Source organism: Roseateles sp. Mitsp63 (assembly GCF_059491535.1).
Genome location: NZ_CP168509.1, coordinates 5383725 through 5399884, shown reverse-complemented (window position 1 = coordinate 5399884; position 16160 = coordinate 5383725). Strand labels below are relative to the sequence as shown.

The 16160-nt window shown below is 71.2% G+C and carries 15 protein-coding genes; 9 read left to right on the top strand and 6 right to left on the bottom strand.

Annotated features, from left to right (window positions below; genetic code table 11):
* The first annotated feature begins 4 nt into the window (after positions 1–4).
* Positions 5–2269 (top strand): xanthine dehydrogenase family protein molybdopterin-binding subunit, encoded by a 2265-nt coding sequence (locus ACEN96_RS23430; protein ID WP_495585432.1) that lies wholly within the window; start codon positions 5–7, stop codon positions 2267–2269.
* 42 nt (positions 2270–2311) lie between these two features.
* Here the strand turns inward: ACEN96_RS23430 and leuD are convergent, their stop codons facing one another.
* The 3 genes from leuD to ACEN96_RS23415 are packed head-to-tail and all read right to left on the bottom strand — an operon-like array spanning position 2312 to position 5411.
* A complete protein-coding gene (gene leuD, locus ACEN96_RS23425; protein ID WP_495585431.1) occupies positions 2312–2935 on the bottom strand; it encodes a 3-isopropylmalate dehydratase small subunit in 624 nt (207 codons plus the stop codon).
* Positions 2932–4443, bottom strand: a complete 1512-nt coding sequence (gene leuC, locus ACEN96_RS23420) for a 3-isopropylmalate dehydratase large subunit (RefSeq protein ID WP_495585430.1) — start codon at positions 4441–4443, stop codon at positions 2932–2934. Before leuC ends, leuD begins: the two co-directional genes overlap by 4 nt.
* A complete protein-coding gene (locus ACEN96_RS23415) occupies positions 4440–5411 on the bottom strand; it encodes an alpha/beta fold hydrolase (protein ID WP_495588669.1) in 972 nt (323 codons plus the stop codon). Before ACEN96_RS23415 ends, leuC begins: the two co-directional genes overlap by 4 nt.
* A gap of 135 nt (positions 5412–5546) precedes the next feature.
* Between ACEN96_RS23415 and ACEN96_RS23410 the strand changes: the two genes are divergently transcribed.
* The 6 genes from ACEN96_RS23410 (at position 5547) to ACEN96_RS23385 (ending at position 11771) form a co-directional block, all read left to right on the top strand.
* The gene (locus ACEN96_RS23410; protein WP_495585429.1) at positions 5547–6464 is read left to right on the top strand and encodes a LysR family transcriptional regulator; all 918 of its coding nucleotides are present in this window, start codon (positions 5547–5549) and stop codon (positions 6462–6464) included.
* 103 nt (positions 6465–6567) lie between these two features.
* On the top strand, positions 6568–7248 hold the full coding sequence (gene aqpZ, locus ACEN96_RS23405) for an aquaporin Z (protein ID WP_495585428.1): 681 nt from the start codon (positions 6568–6570) through the stop codon (positions 7246–7248).
* A 401-nt stretch (positions 7249–7649) separates the two neighbouring features.
* On the top strand, positions 7650–9011 hold the full coding sequence (locus ACEN96_RS23400; protein ID WP_495585427.1) for a cytochrome ubiquinol oxidase subunit I: 1362 nt from the start codon (positions 7650–7652) through the stop codon (positions 9009–9011).
* The gene (locus ACEN96_RS23395; protein WP_495585426.1) at positions 9008–10024 is read left to right on the top strand and encodes a cytochrome d ubiquinol oxidase subunit II; all 1017 of its coding nucleotides are present in this window, start codon (positions 9008–9010) and stop codon (positions 10022–10024) included. The genes ACEN96_RS23400 and ACEN96_RS23395 overlap by 4 nt, the downstream gene beginning before the upstream one ends.
* A gap of 87 nt (positions 10025–10111) precedes the next feature.
* Positions 10112–10774 carry an amino acid ABC transporter permease gene (locus ACEN96_RS23390; RefSeq protein WP_495585425.1) on the top strand — a complete coding sequence of 221 codons (663 nt, stop codon included), beginning with the start codon at positions 10112–10114 and terminating at the stop codon, positions 10772–10774.
* Between the two features lie 85 nt (positions 10775–10859).
* Positions 10860–11771, top strand: a complete 912-nt coding sequence (locus ACEN96_RS23385) for a DMT family transporter (RefSeq protein WP_495585424.1) — start codon at positions 10860–10862, stop codon at positions 11769–11771.
* 52 nt (positions 11772–11823) lie between these two features.
* On the opposite strand, the gene ACEN96_RS23380 is transcribed toward ACEN96_RS23385, so the two are convergent.
* The gene (locus ACEN96_RS23380) at positions 11824–12042 is read right to left on the bottom strand and encodes a hypothetical protein (protein WP_495585423.1); all 219 of its coding nucleotides are present in this window, start codon (positions 12040–12042) and stop codon (positions 11824–11826) included.
* Between the two features lie 116 nt (positions 12043–12158).
* On the opposite strand from ACEN96_RS23380, the gene ACEN96_RS23375 reads away from it, so the two are divergent.
* Complete coding sequence (locus ACEN96_RS23375) at positions 12159–12842, top strand: ion channel (RefSeq protein ID WP_495585422.1); 684 nt, start codon at positions 12159–12161, stop codon at positions 12840–12842.
* Positions 12843–13000: 158 nt separating this feature from the next.
* A complete protein-coding gene (locus ACEN96_RS23370; RefSeq protein WP_495588668.1) occupies positions 13001–13753 on the top strand; it encodes an oxygen-binding di-iron domain-containing protein in 753 nt (250 codons plus the stop codon).
* 11 nt (positions 13754–13764) lie between these two features.
* Here the strand turns inward: ACEN96_RS23370 and ACEN96_RS23365 are convergent, their stop codons facing one another.
* Together ACEN96_RS23365 and ACEN96_RS23360 are read right to left on the bottom strand one after the other, a co-directional pair.
* Positions 13765–14865, bottom strand: coding sequence for a hypothetical protein (locus tag ACEN96_RS23365; protein WP_495585421.1), 1101 nt, complete (start codon positions 14863–14865; stop codon positions 13765–13767).
* A 78-nt stretch (positions 14866–14943) separates the two neighbouring features.
* Positions 14944–16137: a glycerophosphodiester phosphodiesterase gene (locus ACEN96_RS23360; protein ID WP_495585420.1), complete on the bottom strand. Its 1194-nt coding sequence runs from the start codon at positions 16135–16137 to the stop codon at positions 14944–14946.
* Positions 16138–16160 lie beyond the last annotated feature (23 nt).

Below are 16160 nucleotides of genomic sequence, written 5' to 3'. Positions count from 1 at the left end.
CGCCATGCGACCCATGTTCCAGTACCTGAACGGCGGGCTGCCCGAGGCGCTCGACGCGCCCGCCGCGGCGCTGCCGGGCGGCCTCGGCCGCCGCGTGTTCCTGAAGATGAGCCTGTCGTCGGGCTTCGCGCTGTACGCCGCCGGCGGCAGCGCGCAGAACGCGACGCAGGGCGCGACGCAGGGCGGCAGCGGGCCCGGCGCGCCCGAGGCGCTCAAGCCCTTCCAGCAGCCCTCGGCCTTCGTCGCCATCGATGCCGAGGGCATCGTCACCGTCACCATCGGCAAGATCGATTTCGGCCAGGGCGTGCAGACCGCGCTGCCCATGCTGGTGGCCGAGGAGATGGACGCCGACTGGAGCAAGGTGCGCTGCGAGCTCGCGCCGGCCGGCGAGGCCTACAAGGATCCGTTCTTCCACATCCAGATGGTGGGCGGCTCCACCAGCATGAAGGCCTCGTGGCAGCAGTACCGCGAGATCGGCGCCCGCATGCGCGCGATGCTGCTGGCCGCCGCCGCGAAGCAGCTCAACGTGCCGGTCGCGCAGCTGCGCACCGAGTCGGGCAGCGTGGTCGCGCCGGACGGCCGGCGCCTGGGTTACGGCGTGCTGGCGCAGGCCGCGTTCGCCGAGCCGGTGCCCGCTGGCGTCGTCCTGAAGACGCCGGCGCAGTTCAAGCTGATCGGCAAGCCGATGAACCGGCTCGATGCGCGCGCCAAGTCCAGCGGCCGGCAGGACTTCGGCATCGACCTCAAGCTGCCGGGCCTGCGCACCGTCGTCATGGTCCATCCGCCGGTCTTCGGCGGCCGCGTCGCGCGCTTCGACCCGGCGCCCGCGCTCGCCGTCCCCGGTGTCGAGGAAGTGATCCAGGTGCCGCTCAGCGGCGGCGCGGTGGGCCTGGCCATCGTGGCCAGCGGCTTCTGGCCGGCGCGCAAGGCGCGCGAGCTGGTCCGGGTCGAGTGGGACCTCGGTGGCCTGGAGCGCGTCGACAGCGCCGCGCAGCTCGAGCAGTACCGAGCGCTCGCCCGCACGCCGGGCACGGTGGTCGAGAAGGCGGACACCTCCGCGCTCGACGCGGGCAAGCCCGGCCTGGGCCGGATCTCGGCGGAGTACACCTTCCCCTACCTCGCCCACACGCCGATGGAGCCGCTGAACTGCAGCATCGACTTCCGCGGCGACCGCTGCACGGTGTGGGTGGGCTCGCAGTTCCAGACCGTGGATCAGGCGCAGGTGGCGGGCGTGCTCGGGCTCAAGCCGGAGCAGGTGACGCTGAACACGATGACGGCCGGCGGCGGCTTCGGCCGGCGCGCGACGCCGACGTCGGACTACCTCGTCGAGGCCGCGCAGGTCGCCAAGGCGCGGCACGCGGCGGGCAAGAGCGGGCCGATCAAGATGATCTGGTCGCGCGAGGACGACGTGCGCGGCGGCTACTACCGGCCGTCGCATCTGCACCGCGTCGAGATCGCGCATGACCGGCAGGGCAACGTCGTCGCGTGGAAGCATGTGATCGTCGGCCAGTCGATCACGATGGGCACGCCCTTCGAGGGCTTCACGGTGAAGAACGGCGCCGACTCGACGATGACCGAAGGCGTCGCCGAGAGCGCCTATCCGTTCCCCATCGCGCTGGAGGTCCATCACCCGAAGGTCAACGTGCCGGTGCTGTGGTGGCGATCGGTGGGGCACACGCACACGGCCTTCGTGATGGAGACGCTGGTCGACGAGCTCGCGCGCGCCGGCCGGCAGGATCCGGTGGCGTATCGCCGCAAGCTGCTCGCCAAGCATGAGCGGCACGTCGCGGCGCTCGACCTGGCGGTCGACAAGTCGGGCTATGGCAAGAGGAAGCTGGCCAAGGGGCGCGCCTGGGGCGTGGCCGTGCATGAGTCCTTCAACACCGTGGTGGCCTACGTGGCCGAGGTGTCGATGAAGGACGGGCGCCCGGTGCTGCATCAGGTGACGGCGGGCGTGCATTGCAACCTCGCCATCAACCCGCGCACGATCGAGGCGCAGGTGCAGGGCGCGCTGGTGATGGGCCTGGGCATGACGCTGCCGGGCGCGGCGATCACCTTGAAGAACGGCGAGGTCGAGCAGGGCAACTGGAACGACTACCGCGTGCCCATCCATCTGGACGCGCCGCAGGTGGCCGTCTTCATCGTGCCTTCGGCCGATCCGCCGACCGGCATGGGCGAATGCGGCGTGCCGCCGATCGCGCCGGCGATCGCGAACGCGGTCGCCGCGCTGACCGGCAAGCGGCTGCGGAGCCTGCCCTTCCCCGCGTGAAGTTCCCGGCGTGACGTTCCCGGTGTGATGCTCGTGGCGTGCTCAGGCGCGCGCCACGTTCCTCAGCCACGGCTGCGCGGCCCAATGCGCGCGCGCGAAGGCCTCGATGCGATCCCGGTGGGTCATCGACAGACCGATCGCATCGAGCCCTTCGAGCAGCATCTGTTGATGGCGCGGGAGCATCTCGAAGCGCGCCTGGACGCCGCCCGCGCTGCGCAGCGTGAGCGCGGCGACGTCGATGCTGACGCTGCTGCCGGGCATCGCGTCGGCCTCGTCCATCAGGCGGCGGACCTCCGCCTCCGGCAGCGTGACGAGCAGCAGCCCGTTGCCCATCGCATTCGAATAGAAGATCTCGCCGAAGCCCGGCGCGACCACCCCGCGGATGCCGGCCTGCTGCAGGCCCCAGACCGCGTGCTCGCGGCTGGAGCCGCAGCCGAAGTTGCTGCCGCCGATCAGCACCGAGGCGCCGGCGTACGCCGGCTTGTTGAGCACGAAGTCGGGCCGCTCGCGGCCGTCCGCGTCGAAGCGCAGGTCGTACAGCAGTCCGTCGCGCAGGCCGCGCTTGTCGATGCCGCGCAGGAACTGCTTGGGCATGATCTGGTCGGTGTCCAGGTTCTCCAGCCTCAGCGCCGCGCTGCGGCCTTCCACGTGGCGGACGGGATTCATCGCGCGTTCTCCTGCGTCTTTTCCTGCGTGTTTTCCTGCGTGTTCTCCGGGGTCGGCTGCGGCGCCAGGCGGCGGACGTCGGTGAGGCGGCCGGTCACCGCCGCGGCGGCGGCCATCGCGGGGCTCATCAGGTGCGTGATCGCGCCGCGGCCCTGGCGGCCTTCGAAGTTGCGGTTGGTCGTCGAGGCGCAGCGGATGCCGTCGGCGAGCACGTCGTCGTTCATCGCCAGGCACATCGAGCAGCCCGGCTGACGCCATTCGAGGCCCGCGTCCAGGAACACGCGGTCCAGGCCTTCCGCCTCGGCCATCGCGCGCACCGCGCCTGAGCCCGGCACCACCATCGCGCGCACGCCCGGCGCGACGCGGCGGCCGCGCAGCACGGCGGCGGCGGCGCGCAGGTCCTCGATGCGGCCGTTGGTGCAGGAGCCGATGAACACATGCTGGACCGGCGTGCCTTCCAGCGCCGCGCCGGCATTCAGCCGCGCGTAGCGGAGCGCGCGCTCGGCGCTCGCGCGGACCGGACCTTGCTCCATGAGCTCGGGATCGGGCACGCGCGCGTCGATGGGCGCGACCTGGTCGGGGCTGGTGCCCCAGGTGACCTGCGGCGCGACATCGGCGGCATCGAAGCGGTGCTCGGCATCGAAGACCGCGCCGTCGTCGCTGCGCAGCGTCCGCCAGTGGGCGAGGGCGGGCTCGCGCCAGACGCCGGCGAGGTCGGGGCAGCGCGCGAGCACGTACTCGATCGCCGTCGCGTCCGGCGCGATCAGCGCGCCGCGCGCCCCGGCTTCGACCGCCATGTTGCACAGCGTGAAGCGCGCCTCGACCGACAGCGCATCGATCGCTTCGCCGCGGAACTCGACGACGTAGCCGCGCGCGCCCTGCGCGCCGATGCGGCCGATGATCGCGAGCACCAGGTCCTTGGCCGTCGTGCCGGCCGGCAGCGTGCCGTCGACGTGGATGCGCATGTCCTTGGCCACGCGGTAGACCAGCGTCTGCGTCGCCAGCACGTGCTCGACCTCGGTCGTGCCGATGCCGAAACCCAGCGCGCCCAGCGCGCCATAGGTGGTCGTGTGGCTGTCGCCGCAGATCACGACCATGCCGGGCCGGATCATCCCGTGCTCCGGCGCGACCACGTGCTCGATGCCCTGCAGCGCGTCGGTCGTGTCGAACAGGCGGATGCCGTGCCGCTCGCAGTTGGCCTTGAGGTTGGTGGCCTGCAGCGCCGACGGCGGATCGGCGATCACGCGCAGCCTAGGCGCGACCGGATGGGTCGGGATGATGTGACTGACCACCGCCACGTTCTGGCCCGGCATCGCGACGCCGCGGCCTTGCTCATGCAGGCCGGTGAAGGCCTGCGGGCTGGTGTACTCGTTCATCAGGTGCAGGTCGCAGAACAGCAGCACGTTCTGCGCATCGAGCGCGGCCACCGTGTGGCTGTCGACGAGCTTGCGGTAGAGCGTGCGCGGCGCGGTGTCCGGGCGCGCGCCATGCGGAGGCGGGGCGGTCATGGCTGGCCTTCCTGGAGGTGGGGGGCGGTGAGGAAGGGCAGCACGCGCTCGAGCACCAGCGCGGGGGCTTCCTCGGGGAGGTAGTGGCCGCAGGGCAGGGCCTCGCCGCGCACGTCGGCGGCGACGCGGCGCCACAGCGCGAGCGGGTCGAAGCAGCGGTGCACGACGCCCTGCGCGCCCCACAGCGCCAGCAGCGGCATCGTCAGCGCGCGGCCGGCGGCGCGGTCCTCGCGGTCGTGATCGAGGTCGATGCCGGCGCTCGCGCGGTAGTCGCCGCACAGGCCGCGCGCGGTGCCCGGCAGCGCCAGGCAGCGCTGGTACTCGGCCAGCGCCATCGGATCGAAGGGCGCCAGGCCGGCGCTGCGGCGGCCCATCACGTCGCGGACATAGGCGGCCGGATCGGCCTCGATCAGCCGCTCGGGCAGCGGCGCCGGCTGGATCAGGAAGAACCAGTGCCAGTAGGCGCGCGCGAAGGCGTCGTCGGCGCCTTCGTACATGGCCAGCGTCGGCGCGATGTCCAGCAGCGCGAGACGGCGCACGGCGCGGGGCGCGTCCATCGCGAGCCGGTGCGCGACGCGCGCGCCGCGGTCATGCGCGAGCACGTCGAAGCGCGTGTGTCCCAGCGCCCGCATCACGGCGAGCATGTCGGCCGCCATCGCGCGCTTGCTGTAGGCCGCGTGATCGCTGCCGCTCTCGGGCTTGGACGAATCGCCATAGCCGCGCAGGTCCGCCGCGACCACGGTGAAATGCGCGGCCAGCGCGGGCGCGACCTTGTGCCAGATCGCGCGCGTCTGCGGATGGCCGTGCAGCAGGAGCAGCGGCGGCCCCGAGCCGCCGACGGTCGCCTCGATGCGCACGCCGTCGGCGGTGGCGACGCGGAAGTGGCGGAAGCCGGGGAACAGCGCGTCGAGCGCGCCGCGGCCGGCGATCGCCTCGGGCAGTCCGGTGAAGGCGGCCGGGGCGTTCATGGCGGGGGAAGGGGGCATGCGGTCTCCTGGGCGGGCTCGGCATCGACGGCCAAGGCCTCGTCGGCCACATTCTGGAAGTGAATCGGCAGCACATAATTTCCGTCTCGGCAGTTCTTTCGTTCCTGGAGTTCATCAATGGACGGCTTCTCGGATCTGGCCTTCTTCGCGTTGCTGGTGAAGCAGGGCAGCCTGGCGGCGGCGGCGCAGCAGCTGGGTGTCACGCCGCCGGCGGTCAGCAAGCGGCTGGCGGCGATCGAGCGCCGGCTCGGCGTGCGGCTGCTGCAGCGCACGACCCGGCGCATCGGGCTCACGCCGGAGGGCGAGACCTACCTCGTCGACGGCGCGCGCGTGCTGGAGGAGCTGGAGGCGCTCGAGCGCACCGTGGCGGGCAGCCGCGCGGCGCCCAAGGGCCTGCTGCGGATCGCGGCCAGCTTCGGCTTCGGGCGCAAGCACGTCGCGCCGGCGCTGTCGAAGTTCGCGCGCCGCTTTCCCGACGTGGAGGTGCAGCTGGAGCTCACCGACCGGCCGGTCAACCTGATCGAGCAGGGGATAGACCTGGAGGTGCATGTGGGCGAGCCGCCCGACGCGCGCTTGACCGCGCGGCTGCTCGCGCGCAACCGGCGGGTGCTGTGCGCCTCGCCCGCCTATCTCAAGCGCGCGGGCGAGCCGGCGTCGCCGCGCGAGCTGGCGCGCCATGCCTGCCTGTTCATCCGCGAGAGCGACGAGACCTTCGGCACCTGGCACTTGCGGCAAGGGGCGCGCAAGGAGACGGTCAAGGTGCGGGGGCCGCTGGCGGCGAATGACGGCGAGAGCGTGCTCGCATGGGGCCTGGATGGACACGGCGTGCTGATGCGCTCGCTGTGGGAGGCGGCGCCGATGCTGCGCTCGGGGAGGCTGCGGCCGGTGCTGGCGGAGTGGGCGCTGCCGCCGGCGGACATCCACCTCGTGTATCCGCCTCGCGCGCAGCTCGCCGCGAAGACGCGCGCGCTGGTGGACTTCCTGCTGGAGCGCTTCGAGCCGCATCGCGAGGAGGGCGGCGACGGCGGATGGTGACGGCACGCCCCAGCGTCAGGGGACTCGCCTCTGCTTGACGAACTGCGCAGAATCGGCGGCACCACAGGGACACGGGCCATCGGCCCACGCAGGGAGGATCACCATGAAGGCATATCTGGCCGAACTCATCGGCACGTTCTGGCTCGTGCTGGGCGGCTGCGGCAGCGCGGTGCTCGCGGCGGCCTTTCCGCAACTGGGCATCGGGCTGCTGGGGGTGTCGCTCGCCTTCGGCCTGACGGTGCTGACGATGGCCTTCGCCATCGGGCACCTCAGCGGCTGCCACCTGAACCCGGCGGTGTCCGTCGGCCTGTGGGCCGGCGGGCGATTCGACGGGAAGCGGCTGCTGCCCTACATCGTGGCGCAGGTCATCGGCGGGGCGCTGGCGGGCGGCGTGCTCTATCTGATCGCGAGCGGCAAGCCGGGGTTCACGGTGGGCGGGTTCGCGTCGAACGGCTTTGGAGAGCATTCGCCGGGGGGCTACGCGATGGGCGCGGCGCTGCTGTGCGAGGTGGTCATGACGGCGATGTTCCTGTTCATCATCATGGGCGCCACGGACAAGCGCGCGCCGCAGGGCTTCGCGCCGATCGCCATCGGGCTGGCGCTGACGTTGATCCATCTGATCAGCATCCCGGTCACCAATACCTCGGTGAATCCGGCGCGCAGCACCGGCGTGGCGCTGTTCGCCGAACCGTGGGCGCTGCAGCAGCTCTGGGCGTTCTGGGTCGCGCCGATCGTCGGCGGGCTCATCGGCGGCGCGGCGTACCGCGCGCTGGCGAGCGACTGAGATTCGAGCTCTCCCGCAAGCGGGAGAGGGTGTAAGAAGCGCGCCGGCCGGTATTACCCCCTCGCCCCAATGGGGAGAGGGAGGGGAGAGGGGGCTCTTGCCACAGCGCTGCTGCCCTTCGAAGCACCCCCTCTCCCCTGCCCTCTCCCCCCTCGCGGGGGGCGAGGGAGTTCTTGCCGGCAGCGCTCGCTCGTTCCTACTCCCTCGCCCCAACGGGGCGAGGGAGTTCTTGCGCAAGGCAAGTGCGGGCAGCGCTCCTTCTTGCACCCTCGCCCGCTTGCGGGAGAGGGCAGGGGTGAGGGCCAGCGGCCTTCGCAGGAGGGCAATTTGTCCTAGGGCGTTCTGTCCTAGGACGATCTGTCCCTTCCGCGCGCGTTCGAAGTTGAGAACACTTCGACCCCATGGACGCCCTGATCCTCGCGCGCATGCAGTTCGCGCTCAACATCACCTTCCACATCCTGTTCCCGACGATCACGATCGCATTGGGCTGGGTGGTGCTCTTCATGCTCTGGCGCTGGCGGCGCACCGGCGAGTCCCCCTGGCTCGCGGCCTACCAGTTCTGGACCAAAGTCTTCGCGCTGAGCTTCGCGCTCGGCGTCGTGAGCGGCGTGACGATGAGCTTCCAGTTCGGCACGAACTGGCCCGGCTTCATGGAGCGCGCCGGCAACATCGCCGGACCGCTGCTCGGCTACGAGGTCCTCACCGCCTTCTTCCTCGAAGCGGGCTTCCTCGGGATCATGCTGTTCGGCCGCGAGCGGGTCAGCCCGCGCGTGCACTTCATCGCCACGGCCACGGTCGCCTTCGGCACGACGCTGAGCGCGTTCTGGATCCTCAGCCTCAACTCCTGGATGCAGACGCCGGCCGGCCACGAGATCCGCGACGGCGTCATGCATGCCGCCGACTGGTGGGCGGTGATCTTCAACCCCTCGTTCCCCTACCGCCTGGCCCACAAGCTGCTCGCCTCGGGGCTGACGGTGGCCTTCCTGCTCAGCGGCGTCAGCGCCTGGCAGATGCTCAAGGGCGTCGCGCGGCCGGAGACCCGCCGCGTCATGCGGCTGGGGCTCACGATCGGCGCGGTGCTGATCCCGATGCAGATCGTCGCCGGCGACCTGCATGGCCTGAACACGCTCAAGCACCAGCCGGCCAAGATCGCCGCGATGGAAGGCGTCTGGACCACCGAGCGCGGCGCGCCGCTGCTGCTGTTCGCGCTGCCGGACGAGCAGGCGCGGGAGAACCGCCTGGCCATCGGCATTCCGCGCCTGGCCAGCCTCATCCTCACGCACGATGCCGACGGCGGGATCCGCGGCCTGAATGAGTTCGAAGGCGCGCATCCGCCGGTCAGGCCGCTGTTCTTCGGCTTCCGCGTGATGGTGGGCACCGGCGTGCTGATGCTGGTCTTCGCCTGGGGCGGCTGGTGGCTGTATCGCCGCTCCGGCTGGCAGCGCCTGCCGCGCGGCTGGTTGTGGGGCCTGGCGCTGATGAACTTCTCCGGCTGGATCGCGACCGTCGCCGGCTGGTATGTCACCGAGATCGGCCGGCAGCCCTTCATCGTCTACGGGCTGCTGCGCACCAGCGAGGTCGCGGCGCGCAACCCGGGCTCGATGGTCGCCGCCTCGCTGGCGGGCTATGCCACCGTCTACCTCGCGCTGCTCATCGCCTACATCGCCGCCATCAAGCGGATGGCGGAGAAGGGCGCCGCGCCCGCATCTGCGGCCGCGCCCACGCCGGACCTGGCGCCCGTGATCTCGAGGACCTTCGCATGAACGCGCTCCCCACCCTGAATGCCGCGGAGGGCGGCGTGCTGCCCGTGATCTTCATGGCCCTGATGGGGCTCGCCTTGCTGATCTACGTCGTGCTGGATGGCTACGACCTCGGCGTCGGGATGCTGTCCGCGGCGGCGCGCGAGGACGAGCGCGATCGCATGATCGCGTCGATGGGTCCGTTCTGGGACGCCAACGAGACCTGGCTGGTGCTGGCCGTGGGCCTGCTGCTGATCGCCTTCCCGAAGGCGCAGGGCGTGGTGCTGACGGCGCTCTACGCGCCGGTGGCGCTGATGCTGCTGGGACTGATCCTGCGCGGCGCGGCCTTCGACTTCCGCGCCAAGGGCAATCCCGCGCACAAGCGCGGATGGGATCGCGCCTTCGCGGCCGGATCGGCGCTGGCCTCGCTCACGCAGGGCTGGATGCTGGGCCGGTACGTCACCGGTTTCGATGACGGCGCGGGGCCGCTGGTCTTCGCGGCCGGCATCGCGCTGGCGCTGACGGCCTGCTATGCACTGCTGGGCGCGGGCTGGCTGCTGATCAAGACCGAGGGCGGGCTGCAGCGGCGCGCCGTCGCATGGGCCAAGCGCGCGTGGCCGGCGGTCATCGCCGGGCTGGTGGTGGTGTCGATCGCGTCGCCGTGGCTGAGCGGCACGGTGAGGGCGCGCTGGTTCGACATGCCAGGGATCATCGCGCTGGCGCCGCTGCCGCTGATGGCGGTGCTGTCGCTGGCGGCGCTGCGCGGGCTGCTGAGCTCGCATCGCGTGCTGGGCAAGCTGTGCTGGGCGCCGTTCGCGCTGACGGTGGTCGTGCTCGCGCTGAGCTTCTTCGGGCTCTCGTACAGCCTCTATCCGTTCGTCGTCATCGACCGCATCACGCTGTGGCAGGCGGCCGCGGCGGACGAGTCGCTGCGCTTCATGCTGGTCGGCGCGGTGCTGACGATGCCGGTGATCCTGGCGTACAGCCTGTTCTCATACCGGGTCTTCAAGGGAAAGGCGACGGCATTGGCCTACTGACGGCGCTCCTCGGGTCAGCGACCGCGAGAGGAGAAGATGGCAACATCGCCACTTCCGCCGCGAGGCGCGTCTCTCCCAAAGAATTCCATGGACATCCCGTCGTTGCTTTCCCTGGCCGAGTTGGCCTGGCCGGTGCTGCTCAAGGGCACCGGCTACACCCTGCTCTTCGCGGTGATGGCGATGATCTTCGGGCTGCCGCTGGCCGGGCTGATCACGCTGGTGCGCGTCCTTCGCCTGCCGGTGCTGGACAAGCTGACGGCGGTCTACGTGAGCGCGATGCGCGGCACGCCGCTGCTGGTGCAGGTCTTCATCGTCTACTACGGCCTGCCGAGCATCGGCATCGAGTTCTCCCCGCTGGCCGCCGGCGTGCTGACCCTGACGCTGAACGTCGCCGCCTACATGAGCGAGACCCTGCGCGGCGCGATCGGCGCGATCGAGCAGGGCCAGTGGCTGGCGGGCACCTCGCTGGGCCTGAACCGGCATCAGACGCTGCGCTACGTGATCGGCCCGCAGGCGCTGCGGGCCGCCGTGCCCAGCCTCTCCAACAGCCTGATCTCGCTGATCAAGGACACCTCGCTGGTGTCGGTGATCGCGGTGACCGAGCTGATGCTCGCCACCAAGGAGGTGATTTCCACCACCTTCCAGCCCTTTCCGCTCTACATGGCCGCCGCGGCGATCTACTGGGTGCTGAGCTTCGCCTTCGAGCAGGTGCAGAAGTGGATGGAGAAGCGGCTGGCCTACCCGCATTGAGCGGCGGGCCCCGTCAGGCGCGGGCGGGCATCGCCCGCCGGTCCGCCTGGAGCCGCGATAGTCCCTGCCCATGAGCGCCGCCCCGATGACCCACACCCCCTCGCATCTCTCCATGCATCTGCGCCTGGTCGGCATGGCGGTGCTGTGGGGCGCGTCCTGGCCCTGGGGACGGGTGCTGGCGCAATCCATGCCGCCGCTGGCGGCCGCGGCTTGCCGCTTCCTGATCGCCGGCGCGATCCTGATGCTCTGGCTGGCCAGCACCGGCCGCCTGGCGGCGCTGCGCCACTGGACCGCCCGCCGCTGGGCCGGCATGGCGCTGGCGGCCAGCTTCGGCGTCTTCGGCTACGCGACCTTCTTCATGAGCGGGCTCAAGCATGTGCCCGCCGGCAAGGGCGCGCTGGTGATCACGCTGAATCCGGTCATCACGCTGCTGCTCGCGGCGTGGATCTTCCATGAGCGCCTGAACAAGCGCATCGGCCTGGGCATGGCGCTGGCGGCCGTCGGCGCCGTGGTCGTGATCACCAAGGGCGAGCCCTGGCATGTGCTCGACGGCCGCGTCGGCATCGGCGAGCTGCTGCTGCTGGGCGGCGTCGGATGCTGGGCCGCCTACACGCTGATCGGCCGCAAGGTGATGGCCGGCGTCGACGCCTTGGCCACGACCGCCGTCACCGCCGTGATCGGCGCGTTGATGCTGCTGGCGCTGACGCTGGCGGTCGAGGGTCCGGCCGGCGTCGCCGGCGTGCTGGCCGCACCGCGCAATGCCTGGCTGTGCATGGCCGGCATCACCGTGGGCTCGACGGCGCTGGCCTATGCCTGGTACTTCGACGGCGTGAAGGCGCTGGGCGCCGGCGCCGCCGCCGGCTACATCACGCTGGTGCCGGTGTTCGGCGTCGTGTTCTCGGCGATGTGGCTGGGCGAGGTCGTCGACGCCTCGCTGCTGGTGGGCGGCACCATGGCCATCGCGGGCACGGCGCTGATGAACCTCGGCCGGCGCTGAGCGCTTCGCCGCCCGGCGCCGCGTCCAGCGGCCGGCGTTCAAGCTCCGGCGTTCACTTGCGGGCCGAGCCCAGCAGCACCACGCCGCCCACCGCGATCGCCGCCACGCCCGCCCAGAGCGGGACGTTGACGCGCTTGGTCTCCTCGACCTTGAGTTCGATCGGACCGATCTTGGCGGCCGTGTTCTCCTTCGTGTACGAGAAGCCGCCATAGATCAGGCCCAGCACGCCGGCGACGATCAGGATCACGGCGAAGAGTCGAATGCCACCCATGGCGCCCTCCGGAGTCAACTGTTGTGGTCGCCCATTGGAGCGCCTGTGTGGGCTGGCGCACGTAGGACGGCGCCGCATGCGCGCGTCGGGCGCCGCCGCGCGGAGAGAATGCGCCGATGCATCCGCTCCGAGTCCTCGCGCTGACGCGCCGTCATCCTTCCGCGATCCTGCTGGTGGTGCAGCTGCTGGGGCTGGTGCTCTACCCGCTGCTGGAGACCAGCCGCTGGGCGCCGCTGGCGCTGGGGGCCTTCGGCATCGCCGTGCTGGTCTTCACCACGCGCATGGTGCGCAGCACGCCGGGCCTGACCTGGATCAGCGTCACCATCGCGCTGCCGGCGGTCCTGCTGCTCCTGCTGCAGGCCTTCCTGGGCATGCACGAGCTGCTGCCCTGGTCCTCGGCGCTGGAGGCGCTGTTCTACTTCTACGCCGCCGCCAGCCTGATCGCCTACATGATGAGCGACTGGCACGCCACCACCGACGAGCTCTTCGCCGCCGGCGCGACCTTCACGCTGCTGGCCTGGGGTTTCGCGCACGCGTTCGTCGTCGTGCAGACGGTCCAGCCCGGCAGCTTCGCCGCGGCGGTCGATCCGCAGTCGCCGCGCACCTGGACCGAGCTGATGTTCCTGAGCTTCGCGCTGCTGTCGAGCACCGGCATCGGCGACGTGATCCCGGTGCGGCCGCTCGCGCGGGCGATGACCACGATCGAGATGTTCGTCGGCGTCATGTACCTGGCCGCCGTCGTGTCGCGGCTGATCGGGCTGACGCTGATCCGCAAGCGCCAGCTGTCCGACATCGATTGACGCGCGCGAGGCGCGACCGCGCGCCTCGCACCTCGCACCTCGCCTTGCGATTCGTCAAGGCCGGGCCCGCGCCGGTGCAGCCCGCGCGCGAAGCGGCCTGGCCGCGGCCTATCGTCGCCCGCTTTTCACAAGGATCCAGCGTGATCAAGGGAGCGGCGATGCCGATGGAACTCTTCAACGCGGGCGGGCATCGCTGCCTGATGTTCAGCGACTTCGGCCATGACGACGGCGTGCAGGCCAACCAGTTCCTGATCGTGGACGGCAACACCGGCGCCGTCATCGACCCGGGCGGCAACCTGGCCTACAACGACCTCTACATCGGCATGACGGGCTGCTTCCCGCCGCACCGGCTGTCGGCGATCCTGGCCTCGCATGCGGATCCGGACATCATCGCGTCGCTGGACCGGTGGATGACCGCGACGGCGGCGCCGGTCTACATCTCGACGATCTGGGAGCGCTTCGTCCCGCACTTCTGCAAGCCGGGCAAGACCGCGGGCCGGGTCATCGGCATCCCGGACCGGGGCATGCGCATCGCCGTCGGCGCCAGCGAGCTGGTGGCGCTGCCGGCGCACTTCATGCACTCGGAGGGCAACTTCCAGTTCTGGGATGCGACGAGCGGGATCCTGTTCTCGGGCGACCTGGGGGTGTCGATCGGCGTCGACCCGGGCCAGCCGATCGCGGAGCTGGGCCCGCACATCGCGTCGATGGCGGCCTTCCACCGGCGCTACATGGTCAGCGGCCGGGTGCTGAAGCTGTGGGCCGAGATGGTCCGCCCGCTGCCCATCCGGATGATCGTGCCGCAGCACGGCGCGCCGCTGGTGGGCGGCGCGGTGGGGCAGTTCATCGACTGGGTCGGCACGCTGAGCTGCGGCATCGACCTGGTCACGCAGCGCGATTACGCGATGCCGTGATCAGGGCCTGATCAGGGCTTCGACGGAGGATCGTCGCGGCGCAGCAGCCGGTCGACGCCGGTGGCATCGGTGGCGCGGGTGGTGAGGTCCTTGGCCCAGGCGAAGCCCTTCTTCGCCGCGCCCATCGCCTGCGTGGCCGCGTCGGCGGTGGTGCTGCGGACCTGGTCCGCGCTGGGCAGGCGCTCCTGCGTCCAGGTGGCGGCCTTCTTCGCGGCGTCGGCGGCCTGGACGGCGGCCTCGCCGGCCTGCGCGCGCACCTGGTCGATCGATGGCAGCCGCTGCTGCGTCCAGTCCGCCGCGTCGGCCAGCGCCGTCTTCACCTGCCCGGCCGCGCCGCCCGCCATCGTGACGGTCTGGTTCCAGCGCTTGGACAGCTCGCCCGCCGGCGCCGTCGCGAGCAGGCGCACGACGGTGTCGAGCGCCTCGGTCTCGGCGGGGGTCAGCGGGCCGCCGGCCTCGAGCATGCCGCGCATGAAGACGCCCAGCTCCTTGGCGATGGTGGCGTGGTTGCAATCGGGATTCAGGTGCAGGAACCCGGCGCCCTCGGCGGCCATCGCCTCGAGTTCGCTGCCGCCGAGCCGCGCCTCGACGGCGGCGACCGACTGCTCGACGAAGCCGCGGTCCAGGCCCCAGTCGGCGATCAGGTGGTCGATCAGGTATTGGCGCTCGGCGGGCTCGACGGCGCCGTCGACGGCCGCCAGGCGCAGCGACAGCGGCGCGATCAGGTCGAACAGCGCCAGGCCCAGGGTGTCCAGCGGGGTGTTGAGGTACTTGGGGATCTCGATGACGCGATCGCCCTTGGTGGCGCTGAGCAGCCGGTACATGCCGTAGCAGGCGCCGCCCGAGGCGAGGGCGGCGAGCGCGACCCAGCCGATCGGCGTGGCGGACGCGCCGAGCAGCGACGCGACCATGCCGGTCTTGGCGACGGCCGCGCCGGCGCCCGCGGCGCCAAGGACGTCCCAGACCTCGCGGCCTCGGTTGATCATGCGCAGCGAGGCGTAGGCGGCCTCGCCGATGGCGAGCTTGGCCTTGAAGCGCAGCGGGTCGGCGACCACGCGGTCGACGCCCTTGAGTTCGGGCGGGGGCAGCAGCAGCGGCGCGGAAGCGGTCATGCGGAAGGCTCCAGACGAATGGGGAGGAGTCTAGCGAAGCGGCCAGCCGTCCCCATCGCCGGAATCCGGCGCGCCGGATCAGCGTTTCACATACGCATCGATGGCCTTGCGCGCCAGGAAGGACTGGTCGCTGAACAGGCCGTCCATGCCGATCTTCAGGAACGCGTCGATCTGGCCCGCCAGATTGCCGATCGCGGCCGGGTCGGCGCTGCTGTCGAACTCGTCGGGCAGGAAGTTGTTCTCCGCGCGGAAGGTCCAGCCATGCACGACCAGGCCCGCCGCGTGCGCGTCCTTCACCAGCGTCGTCGGCGTGCCCAGGCGGCCCGCCACCAGCGGGATCATCAGGCTCGTGTTGGCGCCGATGCCTTGCGCGTAGCTGGCGATCTCGGCCAGCCCCGCCGGCTTGGCCAGGTCGGCATAGGTGCGCCGGTCGCCGCTCAGCGTGAAGTCGTAGGGCTGGCCCGAGCCATTGAGCAGCTGCACCAGCGGCACGCGCGTCATGCGGTTGAGCTTGCGCAGGTTGCCCACCTCGAAGGACTGGATGAACACCGGCGCGTCCGCGCCGCGGTACTCGTACTTGTTGAGCAGCCGCACCAGCGGCTCCTCCAGCGGCTTGCCGATGCCGGCGAAGTAGCTCGGGTGCTTGGTCTCCGGATACACGCCGATGCGCTTGACCTTGCGGCCATGGCCGTGGCCCCAGCGGCGCTCGTTGCCCTCCCTGGTCTCCAGCGCCTCCCGCTCCCGGCGCGCGTTGGCCTGTTGGACCAGCTGCAGCACTTCCTCGAAAGTCGGGATCTCGAACATGTCGTTGAAGCGCGCGTTGGCCGGACGGATCTGCGGGATGCGCTCGCGGGCGCGCAGCGTCTTCAGCTCGGCGAGCGTGAAGTCCTCGGTGAACCAGCCGGTGATCGCGACGCCATCGATCGTCTTCGTCGCCTTGCGGGACGCGAACTCGGGGCGGTCCGCCACGTCGGTCGTCGCCTCGCGGACCGAGCCGTCGGGATTCAGGATCGCGATCGCGTTCTCGTGGCGCGCGACCAGCACGCCATCCTTCGTCAGCACCAGGTCGGGCTCGACGTAGTCGGCGCCCTGTTCGATCGCCAGCCAGTACGCGGCCAGCGTGTGCTCCGGCACGTAGCCGCTGGCGCCGCGGTGCGCGATCAGCAGCGGCTCCTTGGCGCGCGGCGGGTGTTGCCCGTCGTGGGCGGAGGCGCCCGCCGCCAGGGCGCAGGCGGCGACGGTGGCGAGGACGGCGGTGCGAAGCAGCTTCATGCGGGACTCTCCATCGGACGAGT